Source organism: Collimonas sp. OK307, from assembly GCF_900113705.1.
In the GTDB taxonomy this organism is placed as follows: Bacteria; Pseudomonadota; Gammaproteobacteria; order Burkholderiales; family Burkholderiaceae_D; genus Collimonas.
Genome location: NZ_FOQI01000007.1, coordinates 51,635 through 70,260, shown reverse-complemented (window position 1 = coordinate 70,260; position 18,626 = coordinate 51,635). Strand labels below are relative to the sequence as shown.

Annotated in this window: 17 protein-coding genes; 8 read left to right on the top strand and 9 right to left on the bottom strand. The window is 56.9% G+C overall.

All coding sequences use genetic code 11. The features are described 5' to 3' along the window. Positions 1-47: 47 nt before the first annotated feature. From prmA to BM205_RS11060, 5 genes are all read left to right on the top strand, one after another. Positions 48-959: a 50S ribosomal protein L11 methyltransferase gene (gene prmA, locus BM205_RS11080; RefSeq protein ID WP_092414566.1), complete on the top strand. Its 912-nt coding sequence runs from the start codon at positions 48-50 to the stop codon at positions 957-959. 10 nt (positions 960-969) lie between these two features. Beyond that, complete coding sequence (locus BM205_RS11075) at positions 970-2,421, top strand: DUF3426 domain-containing protein (protein WP_092414565.1); 1,452 nt, start codon at positions 970-972, stop codon at positions 2,419-2,421. Positions 2,422-2,522: 101 nt separating this feature from the next. Beyond that, entirely contained in the window at positions 2,523-3,455 is a 933-nt protein-coding gene (locus BM205_RS11070; protein ID WP_092414564.1) for a carbohydrate kinase family protein, read from the top strand. Between the two features lie 204 nt (positions 3,456-3,659). Further along, the gene (locus BM205_RS11065; protein WP_092414563.1) at positions 3,660-3,905 is read left to right on the top strand and encodes a hypothetical protein; all 246 of its coding nucleotides are present in this window, start codon (positions 3,660-3,662) and stop codon (positions 3,903-3,905) included. 90 nt (positions 3,906-3,995) lie between these two features. Continuing rightward, positions 3,996-4,535: a peroxiredoxin gene (locus BM205_RS11060; RefSeq protein WP_092414562.1), complete on the top strand. Its 540-nt coding sequence runs from the start codon at positions 3,996-3,998 to the stop codon at positions 4,533-4,535. A 79-nt stretch (positions 4,536-4,614) separates the two neighbouring features. Here BM205_RS11060 and BM205_RS11055 read toward each other — a convergent pair whose 3' ends face one another. Continuing rightward, on the bottom strand, positions 4,615-5,850 hold the full coding sequence (locus BM205_RS11055) for an MFS transporter (protein ID WP_092414561.1): 1,236 nt from the start codon (positions 5,848-5,850) through the stop codon (positions 4,615-4,617). A 167-nt stretch (positions 5,851-6,017) separates the two neighbouring features. On the opposite strand from BM205_RS11055, the gene BM205_RS11050 reads away from it, so the two are divergent. Continuing rightward, positions 6,018-6,848 (top strand): AraC family transcriptional regulator, encoded by an 831-nt coding sequence (locus tag BM205_RS11050; RefSeq protein WP_175511242.1) that lies wholly within the window; start codon positions 6,018-6,020, stop codon positions 6,846-6,848. Here the strand turns inward: BM205_RS11050 and dapA are convergent. The 3 genes from dapA to BM205_RS24275 all read right to left on the bottom strand — a co-directional run bounded on the left by dapA (position 6,830) and on the right by BM205_RS24275 (position 8,883). After that, positions 6,830-7,708: a 4-hydroxy-tetrahydrodipicolinate synthase gene (gene dapA, locus BM205_RS11045; RefSeq protein WP_092414559.1), complete on the bottom strand. Its 879-nt coding sequence runs from the start codon at positions 7,706-7,708 to the stop codon at positions 6,830-6,832. The two genes, BM205_RS11050 and dapA, sit on opposite strands and share 19 nt — an antisense overlap. A gap of 281 nt (positions 7,709-7,989) precedes the next feature. Continuing rightward, entirely contained in the window at positions 7,990-8,598 is a 609-nt protein-coding gene (locus BM205_RS11040) for a glutathione S-transferase C-terminal domain-containing protein (protein ID WP_092414558.1), read from the bottom strand. A gap of 123 nt (positions 8,599-8,721) precedes the next feature. After that, positions 8,722-8,883 (bottom strand): hypothetical protein, encoded by a 162-nt coding sequence (locus BM205_RS24275; RefSeq protein WP_175511241.1) that lies wholly within the window; start codon positions 8,881-8,883, stop codon positions 8,722-8,724. 4 nt (positions 8,884-8,887) lie between these two features. Between BM205_RS24275 and purB the strand changes: the two genes are divergently transcribed. Then, the gene (purB, locus tag BM205_RS11035; RefSeq protein ID WP_092414557.1) at positions 8,888-10,255 is read left to right on the top strand and encodes an adenylosuccinate lyase; all 1,368 of its coding nucleotides are present in this window, start codon (positions 8,888-8,890) and stop codon (positions 10,253-10,255) included. Positions 10,256-10,333: 78 nt separating this feature from the next. On the opposite strand, the gene secF is transcribed toward purB, so the two are convergent. The 5 genes from secF to queA all read right to left on the bottom strand — a co-directional run bounded on the left by secF (position 10,334) and on the right by queA (position 16,248). Beyond that, the gene (secF, locus tag BM205_RS11030) at positions 10,334-11,278 is read right to left on the bottom strand and encodes a protein translocase subunit SecF (protein ID WP_092414556.1); all 945 of its coding nucleotides are present in this window, start codon (positions 11,276-11,278) and stop codon (positions 10,334-10,336) included. Between the two features lie 138 nt (positions 11,279-11,416). After that, the gene (gene secD, locus BM205_RS11025) at positions 11,417-13,282 is read right to left on the bottom strand and encodes a protein translocase subunit SecD (protein WP_092414555.1); all 1,866 of its coding nucleotides are present in this window, start codon (positions 13,280-13,282) and stop codon (positions 11,417-11,419) included. Between the two features lie 176 nt (positions 13,283-13,458). Then, entirely contained in the window at positions 13,459-13,812 is a 354-nt protein-coding gene (gene yajC / locus BM205_RS11020; protein ID WP_092414554.1) for a preprotein translocase subunit YajC, read from the bottom strand. Between the two features lie 260 nt (positions 13,813-14,072). Next, positions 14,073-15,200 (bottom strand): tRNA guanosine(34) transglycosylase Tgt, encoded by a 1,128-nt coding sequence (gene tgt / locus BM205_RS11015; RefSeq protein ID WP_092414553.1) that lies wholly within the window; start codon positions 15,198-15,200, stop codon positions 14,073-14,075. Between the two features lie 28 nt (positions 15,201-15,228). Beyond that, positions 15,229-16,248, bottom strand: a complete 1,020-nt coding sequence (gene queA, locus BM205_RS11010) for a tRNA preQ1(34) S-adenosylmethionine ribosyltransferase-isomerase QueA (protein ID WP_092414694.1) — start codon at positions 16,246-16,248, stop codon at positions 15,229-15,231. A gap of 196 nt (positions 16,249-16,444) precedes the next feature. On the opposite strand from queA, the gene recG reads away from it, so the two are divergent. Then, positions 16,445-18,568, top strand: a complete 2,124-nt coding sequence (recG, locus tag BM205_RS11005; RefSeq protein ID WP_092414552.1) for an ATP-dependent DNA helicase RecG — start codon at positions 16,445-16,447, stop codon at positions 18,566-18,568. The last annotated feature ends 58 nt before the right edge of the window (positions 18,569-18,626 follow it).

Here is an 18,626-nt window from a genome sequence, read left to right as displayed (position 1 = left end):
GAGCGCCACCCTCGGGTGATACTCCTCAACACACAGTAAGGCATCTGATGAGCTGGACCGAAATTGTTATTGAAGTAGCACTAAGCGACGCCGAGACGCTGTCTGATGCGTTGATGGATGCTGGCGCCTTATCGGTTTCGGTAGAAGATGCTGACCTGGGAACCGCGGCTGAACAACCTCTGTTCGGCGAACCCGGCATGGAGCCCAAGGAAGCCGCCTGGCAACGCAGCCGGGTGGTGGCTCTGGCCGAGGTCGATGCCGATCATGATGCTATCGTCAACAACGCCGCCAAAGCTTGTGGCGTCGCAGTCCCACCCTACTCCTTGCGTCCGGTCGCGGCACAAGACTGGGTGCGCCTGACGCAATCGCAATTTGAACCGATCCATATCGGCAAGAATATCTGGGTGGTGCCTAGCTGGCACGATGCGCCCGACACCAATGGCTTGATCCTGGAACTCGATCCGGGACTGGCGTTCGGCACCGGCAGCCATCCCACCACCCGTCTCTGCATGGAGTGGCTGGAAATCCATGTGCCGTTGCAAAAACCGCAATCGGTACTCGATTACGGTTGCGGCTCGGGCATCCTTGCCATGGTTGCCAAGAAACTCGGCGGTAGCAGCACGGTCATCGGCGTCGATATCGACCCGCACGCGATCGATGCGGCGCGTTACAACAGCGAACGCAATCATTGCGACGTCGCCTACTATCTGCCGGAAGACTTCAGCACGAAAAGCCCGCTGCAAGTGTTCGACATCGTGGTGGCCAACATCCTGTCTGGCCCGCTCAAGCTGATGGCGCCGATGCTGTGCAGCCGCATCGCGGCCGGCGGTAGCCTGACCCTGTCCGGCGTGCTGGCAGAGCAGGCAGATGATGTCATTGCCGCCTACGCGCAGTGGATTCCATTGACCGTCTGGGCAGAACAGGATGGCTGGGTAGCGCTGTCCGGAAGCCTGAAGTAAGCAGCACGCCATGGCGCTCGCGACCCAATGTCCGCATTGTCAAACCACCTTTCGGGTCGCCAATGACCAGCTGAAGCTGCGCGGCGGCCTGGTACGCTGCGGCAGCTGCCGCGAAGTCTTCAACGGTATCGAACACCTGGTGCGGCCCGAAGTGGCAAAGCCATTGGCAGCGCCATTGGCAGCGCCGGTGGCTACACCTGCAGCGGCGCCAGAGCAAGAAGTCAACACCGTTCAAACCCATACCCTCGACTCCGACCAGGCTGCCGTAGCAGAACCTCAACATGATGAAGCGCTACCTGCGGTTCACATCGCACCGCGGCAGGAGCCGGTGCCAGAACCAATGCCGGCAGCGGCGCTTGCAACCGATCGCCCGCTACCGACAATAAGCATCAGCGAGCCGGTCGTCGTTAACACGCCTCAAAGCACACCTCAAAACGCACCCGAAACGAAGATCACGGCGTCGGATCGGGTAGAAGCCGCGATTGATGGCCTCGAAGAAGATTTACGCATCGCTGAAGAAACCAGTCAATCGGCGCCAGCCGATGTGCATCACACGCCATTCGGCTTGATCAAGCCGTCCGCCGCCACCGACCCGGACGAACCGACAACCAGTTCGCAGGCGCCGAATGTCTGGCATCGCCATGTAGACGATACCCATGGCGATGACGAAGATCATCAGATGGCGCGCATGACCTTGATGCACGTTGCGGGGCAAGACGATTACCCGTTGCCGGCAAAAACCGGAGCGAAAGATGGTACCGCGCACAGCGACGATGACGAGCTGGATCGCATCATCGATGAGCTTCAGCGTAAGCCATGGCGCGGAGAAAAGAACGCCGCAGCTGCAGCCTCCTCGAACGCGACCGACAGCAGCGAAAACAGCAGAAAAAAGAAAAACCGCGAGAAAACCGCCGAACCCGAGCTGGATGTCAGCGATGAACCGGACTTCGTCCTGAGCGCGCGACGCAGGCAGCGCCTCGGCGGCCCGCTGCGTGGAGCCATGTGGGGCATAGGCGCACTATTGCTAGTTGGATTGATTGGGCAGTCGACCTATTTTTTCCGTGACCAGCTGGCGGCGCGCATGCCGCAGTTCAAGCCGGCGCTGGTCAGCGCCTGTGCGAAAATCGGCTGTACGATTGACCTGCCTATGAAAATCGACAGTATTTCGATCGAGGCTAATGAACTGCAAGCAGTGGATCCGGCGCGCAATCTGTTTTCACTCAACCTGTTGCTGCGCAATCGCAGCGACACAGTGCAAGCCTGGCCCAACATCGAGCTGACCTTGAACGATGCGAATGAGAAGGCGATAGTGCGGAGGGTATTTGCGCCTCACGACTATTTGAACGCATCGATCAGTCCGGCCCAGGGTTTCGGCAGTGACCAGGAACAGCCTGTGAAACTGGGGTTTGAGCTATTGCAGCTGAAAGCATCGGGTTACCGGGTATATCTGTATTATCCGTAATGCTAAACTCGGTATCGTTAATCGTCTCGTAGATGTTGTAAATTCACGCGTGGGCACTGCGTACCCACCCTACGTTTAAACCCTGTCCAAAAAAATATAATATGTCCTCTCTCATCTGCGGTTCACTGGCTTTCGACGTCATCATGCAATTCCCGGGACGTTTCTCGGATTCGTTGCTGGCGGATCAGTTGCACAAGATCAGCGTCTCGTTCCTGGTGCCAACCATGCGCCGCGACTTTGGCGGTTGCGCCGGTAATATCGCTTACAACCTGAAGCTGCTGGGCGGGGATCCGCAGATCATGGCCACCGTCGGCCACGATGGCGGTGACTATCTTGAGAGACTGGATCGACAAGGTATTTCGCGCAAAACCGTGCGCACCATCGAATCGATCTACACCGCGCAATGTTTCATTACCACCGACTCCGACAACAACCAGATCACCGCCTTCCATCCAGGTGCGATGACCTACTCGCACGAAAACAAAGTGGCCGATGCCGGTCCGGTCAAACTGGCGATCGTTGCTCCCGATGGCCGTGACGGCATGCTGCAACACGCTGCCGACTGCGTGGCGCTGGGCATCCCGCTGATCTTTGATCCGGGCCAGGGCATGCCGATGTTCAACGGCGACGAACTGAAGCACTTCATCGAACTCTCGACCTACATCGCCATGAATGATTACGAAGCCGAAATGCTGGCTTCACGCACCGGCTTGTCACTGCCGCAAATTGCCGAGCGCGTATCGGCGCTGGTAGTGACCCGTGGCGAACTCGGCGCGGAGATATTCACCGCTGGCGGAAAAATCGACATTCCTTGCGTTAAGGCCGAACAAGTGCTGGATCCTACCGGCTGCGGCGACGCTTTCCGCGCCGGCATGCTGTATGGCTTGAGCAACGGCATGGACTGGGCCACCACCGGTCGTCTCTCCAGCTTGTTGGGCAGCATCAAGATTGCCCATCAGGGCCCGCAGAATCACACACCTAGCCGCGCCGAAATCGATGATCGATTTCATCGTGAATTTGGTTACCGATTGTAAAAGTAGCACATCAATTCCTATGCCCCGCATCGATACTGGGCGGGGTATAGGGAAAAATCCTTGAATTACCTCCTTATATCAAAGCTTATTCAAGCATACTCCCCACCATCACAGATTTCACGTGATACACATCACTCTTCCCAATCTGAACTAATCTGCTAGGCTTATATCCAATTTGTATTAGAACAATGGATGGAGAGCCTTATGAACAAGCGACTTTTAATAGGTGTAACCTTGCTGGGCACAACCTTGCTGCTAGGCGGCTGCGTCGCCTATCCGTACGGTGGTGACGCATATTATGGCGGCGGTTATGGCGGTGGCTATTACGGTGGCGGCTACTATGCTCCGGCACCGGTTTATGTAGCACCAAGCGTGGATATCGGTATTGGCTACTCGCGTGGCTGGGGCGGCAGAGGCTGGGGTGGTGGTGGTGGCTGGCATGGCCGCTAAGCAGCTGGTCTCCCGTGCAAACTGAACATGAGATTGGACAACGTTGCGATCTCGACGCATGATGCTACCTATCTTTAACCAGGAGTCCTCATGAAACGATTGATTGCCGCTTTATTGGTTTGCAGTGCTGTTGCAGCGCCGGCCTTTGCCGCCCTCAAGGCTGGCGAACAAGCTACACCATTTACGACCCAGGCCTCGCTCGGCGGCAAGGTATTCAGCTATTCGCTGGCGGACGAGCTGAAAAAAGGCCCGGTAGTGCTCTATTTTTATCCCGCCGCGTTCACCAAGGGTTGCACCATTGAGGCCCACTTGTTTGCCAATGCGGTCGACAAGTACAAAGCGCTCGGCGCTACCGTAATCGGCGTTTCGGCCGACAACATCGACACGCTCAACAAATTTTCAGTCAGCGAATGCCGCAGTAAATTTCCGGTTGCCGCCGATCAGGACCAGAAGATCATGAAGTCCTACGATTCGGTGCTGCTCTCCAAAACCAGCTACGCCGACCGGGTATCGTATGTGATCGCTCCCAACGGCAGCATCATTTACGAATACAGCAGCCTGGACCCGGATAAACATGTCAGCAATACGCTGCAGGCGCTGGAGCAGTGGGTGGCCAAGCAGAAGAAATAATACAGCGATGCCGTAATGCGGTAGCAGATAGAAGAAAAGCGCGCTTTCGACAGCGCGCTTTTTTTACGTGAATTTCCAATCAGCCAGCAACTTTTCGCCGATGCCCCTCAAGATTCGGCAAGAACGCCGCCAGCAATCCGATCAATGGCAGGAAAGAGCAGACCTGATAGACAAAACGGATGCTCGTCATGTCTGCCAGCTGACCCAGGGCGGCGGCGCCGATACCGCCCATGCCGAAGGCAAACCCGAAGAACAGACCTGACACGGTACCAACTTTGCCAGGCACCAGCTCTTGGGCGAATACCAGGATGGCCGAGAATGCGGAAGCCAGGATCACGCCGATCACCACCGTCAGCACGCCGGTCCAGAACAGATTCGCATACGGCAGCATGAGGGTAAATGGCGCCACGCCCAGAATCGATACCCATATCACCAGCTTGCGGCCAACCTTGTCGCCAATCGGGCCGCCCAGCACGGTACCGGCAGCCACCGCGAACAGGAATACAAACAAATGCAGCTGAGCCGATTGCACCGACAGCTGGAATTTATCGATCAGGTAAAACGTGAAGTAGCTGCTCAGGCTGGCCATGTAAAAATATTTCGAGAAAACCAGCATCAGCAAGATACCGATCGAGAACATGACCTTTTTGCGCGGCAGCGCCACATAGTGCTGCTTTACTTTAGCTGGCTTGCCTTTGGCCTCCATACGCTTGCGCTTGTACCAGTTACCGATCTGCCACAGCACCACAATCGCCAGCAACGCAGCTGCTGAAAACCAGGCGATGCTGGTCTGTCCGTGCGGAATCACAATCCATGCCGCCAGCAACGGCCCCATGGAACTGCCGGCATTGCCGCCAACCTGGAATATCGACTGCGCCAGCCCGTGGCGCCCGCCGGAAGCCATGCGCGCCACGCGCGACGACTCGGGATGGAAGATGGATGAACCGGTACCGACCAGAGCTGCGGCGAACAGCAAGATGCCGTAGCTAGGCGCAACCGACAAGATCAGCAAGCCCACCAGGGTAAAGCCCATGCCCAATGCCAGCGAATACGGCTTAGGATGTTTATCGGTGTACAACCCCACCAGCGGTTGCAAGATCGATGCGGTAATTTGGTAGGTCAGGGTAATCAGGCCGATCTGCGCAAAGCTGAGATTGAAATTACCTTTCAGCAGCGGATAGATCGACAAGATCAGCGACTGGATCATGTCATTCAGGAAATGGGCAAAACTGATGGCGCCCAATACGCGAAAACCGGTTTTTTCGGCATCGTGCGATCCCAGCGTGGGGGAAATCTGCTTGGCAGCGGTTTGCATGGTGATGGAATGGCTAGTTGGAATAAGGCGCAAATGAGATGAAAAGCAGCCTGGTCAGCCGTTGCAATAACTCTTTCTCATTCGCAAGGCATCAGTGTAAGCAAAAAAGCCGAGACTGTTTTAAGATAGAAAGACATAATTTGTCGTGTTTCTGCCATTCCATCATCATGCCCGTACAAATACTTACCCATACCAAGATAGGCTTGGTCGATGTCGTGCCGGATGCACAGCACCCGGTACGCTTGCGCGCCCGTAACCTTGCCGCCGCCGAATTGCTGCGCGCCCACTCCCATCCCTGGGGCCAGGTCACCTATGCGCCGGAAGGCGTATTACGGGTGAGTGTGGGCAACAGCACCTGGATCGTGCCGCCGCTGCGGGCCATCTGGATTCCACCGTACGTGGAGCATGAAATGGCGACCATCGAAAAATCGCAGTTGCGAGCCTTGTATGTCCATCCCGATGCGGCGCCGTTTCACGGCCAGGACTGCATTGTGCTGGAAGTGTCGGGCTTGTTGCGTGAACTGATTGTGGCGCTGTCGCAAGCCGAAGACGACAGCCTGCGCGAGTCGCTGCTCAGCCAATTGATACTGGACGAACTGGCCGCGGCAAGAACACCCGGCATACGCATCTCCCTGCCGACTGAAAAACGCCTGCAGGCGATCTGCCAGGCACTGATGGAAACACCCGATTCAAGCAAGACGCTGGCTGACTGGTCAGAGCAGGTTGGTGCTTCGGAGAGAACTCTGGCGCGCCTGTTCGAGCGCGACCTGGGCATGACTTTCGGTCAATGGCGGCAGCAGATCAGGTTGGCGCACGCGGCGCCGATGATCGCGCGTGGCATGCCGCTGTCGCTGGTGGCGGCCGAACTGGGTTACGCCAGCCAGTCGGCCTTCTCCGCCATGTTCCGGAAAACCTTCGGCCAGTCGCCGTCGACTTTCTTCGCTCCGAAAAAAAATAGCCTGGCGACCAATCAGCAGTCTCAGCAGGATTCGCTCTGAGCCAGATGCAGCTGGCGTAGCTGCGCCTGCAACGGCGGGCTGGCTGCCGTCATCGGCGCGCGCAGCTCGTCGCGGATCCATCCCTGCTGCGCCAGCAATGCCTTCACCGGCCCCGGACTTGGCTCTGCAAACATCATCCGAATCAACGGCGCCAGTTCATGGAAAATGGCGCGGGCGTCGTGCAAACGCTGCTCGACTACCGCACGGTACAGCGCCACGAACCGTTGCGGGCAGACATTCACCGATGCCGAAATGGCGCCGCTGCCGCCCATGCACAGGCTGTTGAAGATGTTGATGTCTTCTCCCGCCAGCACTTGCAGGCGACCGTCCGCGATCAGTGCCTGGGTGGTGGCTATCGATCCGCTGCAATCTTTGACCGCCTGTATCTGCGGATGCGCGGCGAGTGTCAACAGAGTCTGCAGTTCGATCTGCACGCCGGTGCGGTAGGGAATGTCATACAGCACCAGCGGCACCGGGCTGGCGTCGGCCAGGCGGGTGAAGTGATCGATAATGCCTTGCTGTGACGGCCGCACATAACAAGGTGCGGGAATCAAAAAGCCGGCGATGTCCCTGTCCCGCTCGCTAAACTGCCGCAGGTTTTGGTGCAACTGCCCACTATGATTGTCGCCCAAACCGACAATGACCGGCAAGCCGGCCGCGGCATCCAATACGGTGTGCACCACCGCCTGTTGCTCAAGCTGGTCCAGCGCGGCGGCTTCGCCGGTGGTGCCGAGCGCCACCAGTCCACTCACGCCAGCTTCGGCATAGTGCCGCACCAGCTTGCGCAAAGCCGGATGATCGACTTGGCCATCGGAAAAAGGGGTGACCAGCGCCACCCAGATACCAGTAAAGATTGACATCACAACACTCCTGAAAAAAATTAACTGAGTTGACCGTCATGGGTCCGTTCAGAAGTGCGAAGGAGTTTGCGTGCGGGAGGGAGAGATTTATCCGAAAGCCTGCTGTTCCGTCGCCCATCTGACGGAACAGCGAGCTCCGGTCAGATGAGCTGCTGTTTTTCTGCTTTAACTACGCGGCACAATGCCACTGCACCGCAACGGGCAAGCTGGCAAGTGGAATGAGAATTCTGCGTAGTCATGGTTGATGATTTTAATGCATTGGCTAATTTGCAGCGTACAAATTATTGCGGAACGGTATCCTTGAACGACTGACGTTCAGATAATTTATCAAACAGCTTGGCCAGCGTCGGATAATCTTCGCGCCAGGTAATGTCCGGAAAACGGAAGCTGAGCCAGCCCAGCGCGCAACCAACAGCAACATCAGCCAGCGAATAATGGGTGCCGGAGCAGAATGGCTTTTCCGCCAGACCCGCCGCCATCGCTTTCAGGCCGGCGTCGATCTTGCGTTGTTGACGATCGATCCAGGCTTGGCTGCGCAGCTCTTCAGGCCGCAGGTTGTTTTCCAGGCGGATCAATACACCGGCATCCAGCACGCCATCGGCCAGCGCTTCCCAGCATTTCACTTCGGAACGCTCGCGGCTGTTGATCGGGATCAACTTGCCAACCGGTGTCAGGGTGTCAAGATATTCGACGATCACGTGCGAATCGAACATGGCGCCGCCATCTTCCATCACCAGGCAAGGTACCTTGCCCAACGGATTGGAAGCCTGGATCTTGGTGTCGGCAGCCCAGACATCGTCCAGCACAAAGTCGTAATCAAGCTTCTTTTCCGCCATGACAACACGAACTTTGCGAACAAAAGGACTACCTAAGGAACCGATCAGCTTCATATGTCACTTATTGTAAAAAATGTTGGCTGATTATAGCATTCGCCCCCTGCCACTTTGTTCATCACCGACCCTGCCCGTGTGCAAAGCGGCATATTTACCACGGTGCCAATGGTAAAATTCGGTTTAGCTTGTTTTTGCCTTGCGTTTTTGCCTTGCGCTTTTGCCAGACGTTGTTGTTAGAATTCCAGATTGGTTGTCTTTCGCACCTATAGCGACGCTGTGCAGTTGCAAAACAGAAACAACTGGCGCGCCAGCCCTATCTTCACTCACCTCTATAGTCATCATTATCATGTCTCTTACCACGCTTTCCGCCCTGTCCCCGCTGGATGGCCGCTACGCCGCCAAAACCGATAAGCTGCGCCCGATCCTGTCTGAAGCCGGTTTCATGCACCACCGGGTCAAGGTTGAAATCGCCTGGCTGCAAGCGCTGTCGAGTGCCGGCTTCGCCGAGATCAAACCGTTCTCCGCCAGCGCCAGTGCACTGCTAGATAAACTGGCAAGCGATTTCACTGAAGCTGATGCAGAACGCATCAAGGCCATCGAAGCCGTCACCAACCACGACGTCAAAGCGGTTGAATACTGGCTCAAGGAACAAGTCAAGGATGTACCGGAACTGGTCGCAGCATCTGAATTCATCCACTTCGCCTGCACCTCGGAAGACATCAACAACACCTCGCACGGCATGATGCTCAAAGCCGCGCGCGATACCGTGCTGCTGCCAGCCTTGCAACAAGTGATCGCCAAGCTGACTGAGCTGGCGCACACCAATGCCGATTTGCCGATGATGTCGCGCACCCATGGCCAGCCAGCCAGCCCGACTACGCTCGGCAAGGAAATGGCTAACGTCGTGGCGCGCCTGCAACGTGCGGTGAAACGTATCGCTGCGGTGGAAGTCCTGGGCAAGATGAACGGCGCGGTCGGCAATTACAACGCCCACCTGTCGGCCTATCCCGATTTCGACTGGGAAAATTTCTCGAAGAATGTGATCGAACAGCGTCTGGGCCTGGTGTTCAATCCCTATACCATCCAGATCGAACCGCATGACTACATGGCCGAACTGTTCGATGCCATCAGCCGCACCAACACCATCCTGCTCGACCTGAATCGCGATATCTGGGGCTACATCTCGCTCGGCTTTTTCAAACAACGCACCAAGGCTGGCGAAATCGGTTCGTCGACCATGCCGCACAAGGTCAACCCGATCGATTTCGAGAACTCCGAAGGCAACCTGGGCATGGCCAACGCCGTGCTCAAGCACATGTCGGAAAAGCTGCCGCTGTCGCGCTGGCAGCGTGACCTGACCGACTCCACCGTGCTGCGTAATATCGGCGTCGGCCTCGGTTACGCGATCCTGGCTTACGATAGCTGCCTGCGCGGCTTGAACAAGCTGGAAGTCAATCCGGGCCGCCTGGCGGACGATCTGGACGCAACCTGGGAAGTGCTGGCCGAGCCGGTGCAAACCGTGATGCGCCGCTACGGCATCGAGAACCCGTACGAGCAGCTGAAAGAACTGACACGCGGCAAAGGCATCTCCAAAGACGCCCTGCGCGAGTTCATCCTCAAGCTGGAAATTCCGCAGGAAGCCAAAGACCATCTGCTGGCCATGACGCCGTCCAACTACATCGGACATGCGGCATTGCTGGCGAAGAAAATCTAAAGTACCGCATCCGGCGTTCATTTCGTCGGACCAAAAAAAACCAGCCCGAAGGCTGGTTTTTTTTATAACTGCAACGCCTTACACTACAGCGCCGTCAGTCTCGTCTTTTTCCTTGATCGGCTTGATCATGTCTTCACGTTTGACGCCAAGCCACATTGCCACAGCCGCTGCCACGAACACCGAAGAGTAGATACCGAACAGAATACCGATAGTCAGCGCCAGTGCGAAATAATGCAATGCAGGGCCGCCGAACACGAACATCGACAACACCATGATTTCAGTACTGCCGTGCGTGATGATGGTACGGGAAATCGTGCTGGTGATTGCATGGTTCATCACATCCGAAACCGCCAGTTTGCCGAAGCGGCGATCACGGAAAGTTTCGCGTACCCGGTCGAACACAACCACCGATTCATTCACCGAATAACCCAATACCGCCAGGATCGCCGCCAATACAGTCAACGAGAATTCCCATTGGAAGAATGCGAAGAAGCCCAGGATGATCACCACGTCATGCAAGTTGGCGATAATCGCGGCTACCGCGTATTTCCATTCGAAGCGGATGGCCAGGTAAATCATGATGCCGATCACCACGAACAGCAGCGCCATCAAGCCGTCATGCGCCAGTTCGTCACCCACCTGCGGTCCGACGAACTCGGTGCGTTTCAACTGGACATCGGGGTCCCGCTGCTGCAAGGCTTTCAGTACGGTAGCGCTTTGCTCATTGGAATTTTCACCCTTTTTTGCAGGCAGGCGAATCATCACATCTTGCGCGGTGCCGAAATTGGTGACCTGGTTATCGGTATAACCAATGCCCTCAACCGTCTTGCGTATGCCCTCGATATTGGCCGGTTTGCTGTAGGCGACTTCGATTACCGTACCGCCGGTAAACTCGATCGACAGATGCAGGCCTTTCGAGAACAGGAAGAATACGGCGAATACAAACGTCAGCGCCGAGATCGCATTGAATATCAATGCATGGCGCATGAACGGAATATCTTTTTTGATACGGAAAAGTTCCATCACATTCCTTTTGGTTCACACCATTGGTTCTTACCTGTGTGGCCGCGCATCCATGGATGCCAATGCGGCCACAACGTTATTCAATATCCGCTTGCAGCTTGGCTGCGGCTTAGTTGCAGCAGCTTAGTTGCAAATCAATCAAGCGTTCGGCTTCCAGATCTGGCCAATCGACAAGCTAGTCAGTTTCTTCTTGCGGCCGTACCAAAGATTGGCGAAACCACGCGAAACGAAGACCGCTGAGAAAATCGAAGTCAGGATACCGAGGCAATGCACTACTGCAAAACCGCGGATCGCACCGGAACCGAAAATCAACAGCGCCAGGCCGGCAATCAATGTCGTCACGTTCGAGTCGAGAATGGTGGCCCAGGCGCGGTCGAAACCGATGGAAATCGCTGCCTGCGGTGAATTGCCGTTGCGCAGTTCTTCGCGGATACGTTCATTCACCAGCACGTTGGCGTCGATCGCAATACCGAGGGTCAGCGCAATCGCGGCGATACCCGGCAAGGTCAGCGTTGCCTGCAAAGTCGACAGCACCGCAATCAGCAGCAACAGGTTGACCGACAGGGCGAGTACGCTGAACAGACCGAACAACATGTAGTAGATGATCATGAAAACGGCGATGACGGCGAAGCCGTACATGGTCGAATCAAAACCCTTCTTGATGTTCTCGGCGCCCAGTTGCGGGCCGATGGTGCGTTCTTCGATGATCGTCATCGGTGCTGCCAGCGAGCCGGCGCGCAACAGCAGCGCCAGGTCGGCCGCCGCTTCCGGCGAACCCATGCCGGTGATCTGGAAGCGCGAACCCAATTCGCTTTGAATCGTCGCCACGGTCAGGACTTCGCCCTTGCCTTTTTCAAACAGCACGATCGCCATCGCCTTGCCAACCTTGCCTCGGGTAGCGTCTCGCATCTTGCGGCCGCCGTCGCCATTAAGGTCGATGCTGACTGCCGGTTGCTGGTTCTGGTCGAAGCTGACTGCAGCGCTGGAGATATAGTCGCCAGTCAGTACAGGATCCTTGTACAGCACCACCGGCGCATTCTTGCCGACCTTGAACAGTTCGGAGCCGAAAGGTACGGCAGCGGTAGCTTCCGTACCGCGAGTCACCGACTCATCCACCATGCGTACTTCCAGCGTGGCGGTACGGCCGATAATGTCCTTGGCGCGCGAAACGTCTTGCACGCCTGGCATTTGCACTACGATGCGGTCAGCACCCTGGCGCTGGATGATCGGCTCGCTCACGCCCAGTTCATTAACCCGTTTCGACAAGGTCGTGATGTTTTGGGTGACGCCGTTATCGACAATCTGCTTGAGCGCTTCCGGCTTCAGCGATGCGGTCAGCATCGGGTCGGAGCCGGCAACCGCCGGCGCCACCTGGATCAGCATTTCAGACAGTTGCGGCACCAATATGTTGCGCGCCTTTTCCAAGATAGCCTGGTCGCGGAAACTGATTTCGATGGCGTCGCCATTGCGGTTGATGCCGCTGTAGCGAATATCCTTGTCGCGCAATTCACTACGGGCGCTGGCTTGCAAACCCTGCAAGCGCTTGTTGATGACCGCCTTGGTATCGACCTGCATCAGGAAGTGCACGCCGCCGCGCAAATCGAGGCCCAGATACATCGGGAATGCGTGGATGGCTTGCAGCCAGTGCGGCGTATTCGGCACCAGGTTGAAGGCGACCACGTAGACCGGATCGGTCGGGTCGGTATTCAGGTTTTGCTCCAGCAAAGCCTTGGCCTTGAACTGGGTATCGGTATCGTGGAAACGGGCGCGCACCGTGCCTTGGGCGCCGGCGGTCTCGAAAGTGACACTGTCCGTCGCCAGATTACCTTGTTGCAGCACCTGCGAAACCTGGTCAGCCAGCGAGCTGTCGACCTTCAAGGTCGATTTGCCGCTGCTCACCTGTACCGCAGGCGATTCGCCAAAGAGATTCGGTATGGTGTACAGCACGCCAAACAGCAGCGCGATGACGATCAGAATATATTTCCAGAGAGGATAGCGATTCATAGTGATTCAGCGTTCTGTGCGAGTCTCAAGATCAGATGAGTCTCTTGCTTGTGTGTGAGGCTGCCGATGCCCTGAGCGGATTTCGCTGCGGGGCTCTTTTCTGTATTTGACAACATACCTGACAAGTAACGAGAGCACCCATCCGGATGCTCTCATTCCATCAATCAGGGCAAATTTTACAGTGCCGTCTTGATTGTGCCCTTTGGCAGCAAGGTGGTGACCGAACCCTTTTGCACTACAACTTCAGTACCGCTGGCGATTTCCAGGGTGATGTAGCCGTCGGCAACTTTAGTGATCTTGCCCAGCATGCCGCCGGCCGTGACGACTTCATCGCCCTTGCCGAGTGCTTCCATCATGGCTTTTTGCTCCTTCTGACGCTTCATTTGCGGGCGAATCATCAAGAAGTACAACACTACGAACATCAGGATGATCGGCAAGAAGCTGGTCAGGTTGCCGCTCAGGCCCAGTGGGCCGGTGGCAGCGGTAGCTGCAGGTGCAGCTTGCGCATATGCATTGGAAATAATGAACACGAGTTGCTCCAAGTAGTAGTTTGAAAATAGCCCAGCATTCTAGCATTGGGTAGCGGCGTACAACCGCCCGGTATGTCGCCCGTTGCCATTTATTGCCGGGAAAATCAGCTCAGCCTGCCGCGGCGCACTATCCCGAGGCAGCTGGAACCAGCTGTCATAGACTCTTTTACCTAAAAATAGTTGCAAAAATAGATATTTTTAAGATGTTTTACCAACAATTTACTTATTAGCACTTCCACCTGCGCCCCTCACTGGCAACCTTATACGCCGCGCGCCCGGTCCACATGGAATTGCTTCACAAACACGCTGAATTGGCCGACATCCAGGGCATTTCTGATATTTTTCATCAGATCCAGGTAATAGTGAAGATTGTGAATCGTATTCAGCCGCGCGCCAAGGATTTCGCCGGTGCGATGCAGATGATGCAAGTAAGCGCGCGAGAAATTGCGGCATGCATAGCAGCCGCAAGTCTCGTCCAGCGGCTTTTCATCTTCCTTGTAGCGGGCATTCTTGATCTTCAGATCGCCGAAACGGGTAAACAACCAGCCGTTGCGCGCGTTGCGGGTAGGCATCACACAGTCGAACATGTCAACGCCGTTCTCAACCCCGGCCACCAGATCCTCCGGCGTGCCGACACCCATCAGATAGTGCGGCTTATCGGCCGGCAGTTGCGGCCCGATATGCGCCAGCACGCGCATCATTTCTTCTTTCGGCTCACCCACCGACAGGCCGCCTATGGCGATACCGTTGAAACCGACGTCCTGCAAGCCGGCCAGCGACTCATCGCGCAAATGCTCGTACATGCCGCCCTGGACGATGCCAAACAGCGCATTCGGATTTTCCAGCTGGTCGAACTCGCTCTTTGAACGCTTGGCCCAGCGCAGCGACATCCGCATCGATTGTGCTGCCTCGTCGCTGGTAGCCGGCCGGCCGTCGATTTCATACGGTGTGCATTCATCGAACTGCATCACGATGTCGGAATTCAGGATTTTCTGGATCTGCATCGACACTTCAGGCGAGAGGAACAGTTTGTCGCCATTGATCGGCGAAGAGAACTTGACGCCCTCTTCGGTAATCTTGCGCATGGCGCCCAGCGAAAACACCTGGAAACCGCCCGAATCGGTCAGGATCGGCTTGTCCCAACCCATGAACTTGTGCAGGCCGCCGAATTTTTCGATGACGTCGTTGCCCGGCCGCAGCCATAGATGGAAGGTATTGCCGAGAATGATCTGGGCCTCGATCTCGACCAGCTCCAGCGGCGACATCGCCTTCACCGAACCATAGGTGCCGACCGGCATGAAAATCGGCGTTTCGACAACGCCGTGGTTGAGTTTGAGACGGCCGCGACGGGCCTTTCCTTCGGTTTTTAGCAGCGTGAATTCAAGCATGGGTAGTGGCAATCTTCAATAATCAGGATCAAACGTTATTAGTAAGCAGCATCGCGTCGCCGTAACTGAAGAAGCGATAGCGCTGTGCAATGGCATGGGCGTAAGCAGAGCGGATGCAGTCGTAACCGGCAAAGGCGGATACCAGCATCAGCAAGGTCGATTTCGGCAAATGAAAATTGGTGATCAGGCGGTCAACCGTCTTAAAGGTATAGCCGGGCGTGATGAACAATGCGGTATCCGCACTGCCGGCCTGCAAAGCACCGGATTGCGAGGCTGACTCCAGCGCGCGCAAGCTGGTAGTTCCTACCGCGACCACTTTGCCGCCGGCAGCCCTGGTCGCCCGCACGGCATCAACCGTAGCTTCAGTGATCGTATACCACTCGCTATGCATCTTGTGTTCGGCCAGATTCTCGCTGCGCACCGGCTGGAAAGTGCCAGCGCCGACATGCAGCGTGACATAAGCAAACCCGATGCCCTTTTGCTGCAGGCGTTCCAGCAAAGCCTGGTCGAAATGCAGGCCGGCAGTGGGCGCAGCCACGGCGCCGGCATGCTTGGCATAGACTGTTTGATAACGGGTTTCGTCGAAAGCATCGGCATCGTGCTCGATATATGGCGGCAGAGGCAAACGGCCATGGGTCTCGATCAGTTCGAATACATCGGCCGGGAACACTAACGTATAAAATTCGCCGACGCGCTCACCCACGACCACCTCAAACGCCTCGGCCAGGCAGATCCTGGTGCCGGCCGACGGGGATTTCGAGGCGCGCACCTGGGCATGCACGGTACGGTTATCGACTACGCGCTCGACCAGTACTTCAACCTTGCCGCCGGTTTCCTTGACGCCGAAGAAGCGCGCCTTGAGCACCCGGGTATCGTTAAACACCAGCAGATCGCCTGGATTCAGGAGATCGACAATGTCGGCAAACTGACGGTCAATGAATTGTTCGCCGTCTATATGCAGCAGGCGCGAGGCACTGCGCTCGGATAGCGGCGTTTGCGCGATCAGTTCTGGCGGCAGGTCGAAATCGTAATCGGAAAGAGAATGCATGTTCGGATAAATAATGAAATAACAGTCGGGGCGGCTCACACCCGGTTGCCAATACGGCTATAGGCTTTACAATGGCAAACGCTGAAATCCACCCTAGACAGGGATGCAGCAACTTGATGCCTGGTTTGCTACCTTTGCATAAGCAAACCCGCTATTTTACGCCCTGTAGCTCCCTGCCACCCAATAACAGTCCGATATGCCCGCTCCGAAGCGAAAACCTGCCACACCCGCCCCTTCTGCACCGGTCGCCAATACGCGTGCCAGCAAGCTGGAAAAGCTGGGGCTGCGCACGGACATGGACCTGGTTTTGCACCTGCCGCTGCGCTATGAGGACGAAACCGAGATTATCGCGATCCAGCAAGCCGGCATGATGGGCACTAGCGTAGCGCAAGTTGAAGGCGTCGTCACAGCCTGCGATATCCAGTACCGGCCGCGGCGGCAACTGATCGTCACCATTGCCGACGACAGCGGCCAACTGGTGATGCGTTTCCTGAATTTTTACGGTAGCCAGACCAAACAGCTGGCAGTTGGCACTCGGGTCCGCGCACGCGGCGAGATCCGCCACGGCTTTTTCGGCGCCGAGGTGGTCCATCCCAATTATAAAGTGGTGCTGGAAGGCGCTCCGCTGCCGGACGTCCTGACCCCGGTCTACCCTGCCGGTGAAGGTTTGTCGCAGGTTTTCCTGCGCAAAGCCATCGCCGATGCCATGCAGCACATCGAATGGCGCGACACCTTATCTCCGGCACAACTGGCAGCCCAGCAATTGATGCCCTTCGAAACGGCAGTGCGCCTGCTGCACAACCCGCCGCCGGAAGTCGACGAGCATGCGCTGGAGGATCGTTCCCATCCGGCCTGGGTACGCATGAAATTCGACGAGTTGCTGGCCCAGCAGCTGTCATTGAAACGGGCCCAGGTTGCACGCCGCGCCAAGAATGCCCGTGCGTTGCCGGTGGTCGGACAATTGTCGGCAGCGTTTCTAGCCACGCTGCCGTTCAGCCTGACCAAGGCGCAACAACGGGTCGTGGCCGAAATCAGTGTCGACCTGCGCGCTTCATTTCCCATGCAGCGCTTGCTACAGGGCGATGTCGGCAGTGGCAAAACCGTGGTTGCCGCGCTGGCCGCTGCGCAAGCCATCGACAGCGGTTATCAAGCCGTGTTGATGGCCCCGACTGAAATCCTTGCAGACCAGCATTTCCGCAAGATTGCGGCCTGGATGGAGCCGCTTGGCGTGCGCGTGGCGTGGCTCACCGGCAGCCTGAAAAAGAAAGAAAAGCTGGCGTCCCTGGCCATGATCGAATCAGGCGAAGCACAACTGGTGATCGGCACCCATGCCTTGATCCAGGACAGCGTACAATTTGCCAGGCTTGGCCTGGTGATCGTCGACGAACAGCATCGTTTTGGCGTTGGCCAGCGACTGGCGCTACGCAATAAAACCACCTCCGAGAATGGCGGCAACGAGGCCGCCGAAAAAAGCGCGGTTGCAGTCGTACCACATCAATTGATGATGAGCGCCACGCCTATCCCGCGGACCTTGGCGATGACTTATTACGCCGACCTGGAAATCTCGGTGATCGACGAACTGCCGCCCGGCCGCACCCCGATCGTCACCCGCGCGGTCAACCAGATGCGGCGCGACGAAGTGATCGAAAGGGTGCATGCGGCGGTGCAGGACGGCAGGCAGGCTTACTGGGTCTGTCCGCTAATCGAAGAATCGGAAGCCTTGCAGCTGCAAACCGCGACCGAGACCTATGCGATGCTGGTGGAAGCCCTGTCCGACTTGCGGATCGGCCTGGTCCACGGCCGCCTCAAGCAAGCCGAGAAACAGGAAGTGATGGATGCCTTCAGCGCTGGCGCCTGCCATGTGCTGGTGGCCACCACCGTGATTGAAGTCGGAGTCGACGTTCCCAACGCTTCGCTGATGGTGATCGAGCATGCGGAACGCTTCGGATTATCGCAACTGCATCAGCTACGCGGGCGGGTTGGACGCGGTTCTGCAGCCAGCGTATGCTTGCTGTTATACCAAAGCCCGCTCGGTCATATCGCCAAGCAGCGCCTGATGACCATGCGCGAGACCACGGATGGCTTTGAAATAGCCCGGCGCGACCTGGAAATCCGCGGCCCCGGTGAATTCCTGGGAGCGCGCCAGTCTGGCCAGGCCATGTTGCGCTTCGCCGACCTGACCACCGACCAGTGGCTGGTTGACCGTGCCCGTGATCTGGCGCAGACGCTGCTGCAAGATCCGACACCGGCCAAGCAGGCCACTGTCAGCGCCCATCTGGCGCGCTGGCTGGGCGGGCGGGAAGATTTTTTGAAAGTTTGACCAGTACTGGCAGCAAACGGTGCCGAGCATGTAAAAATGCTACTGAAACATGGAGATA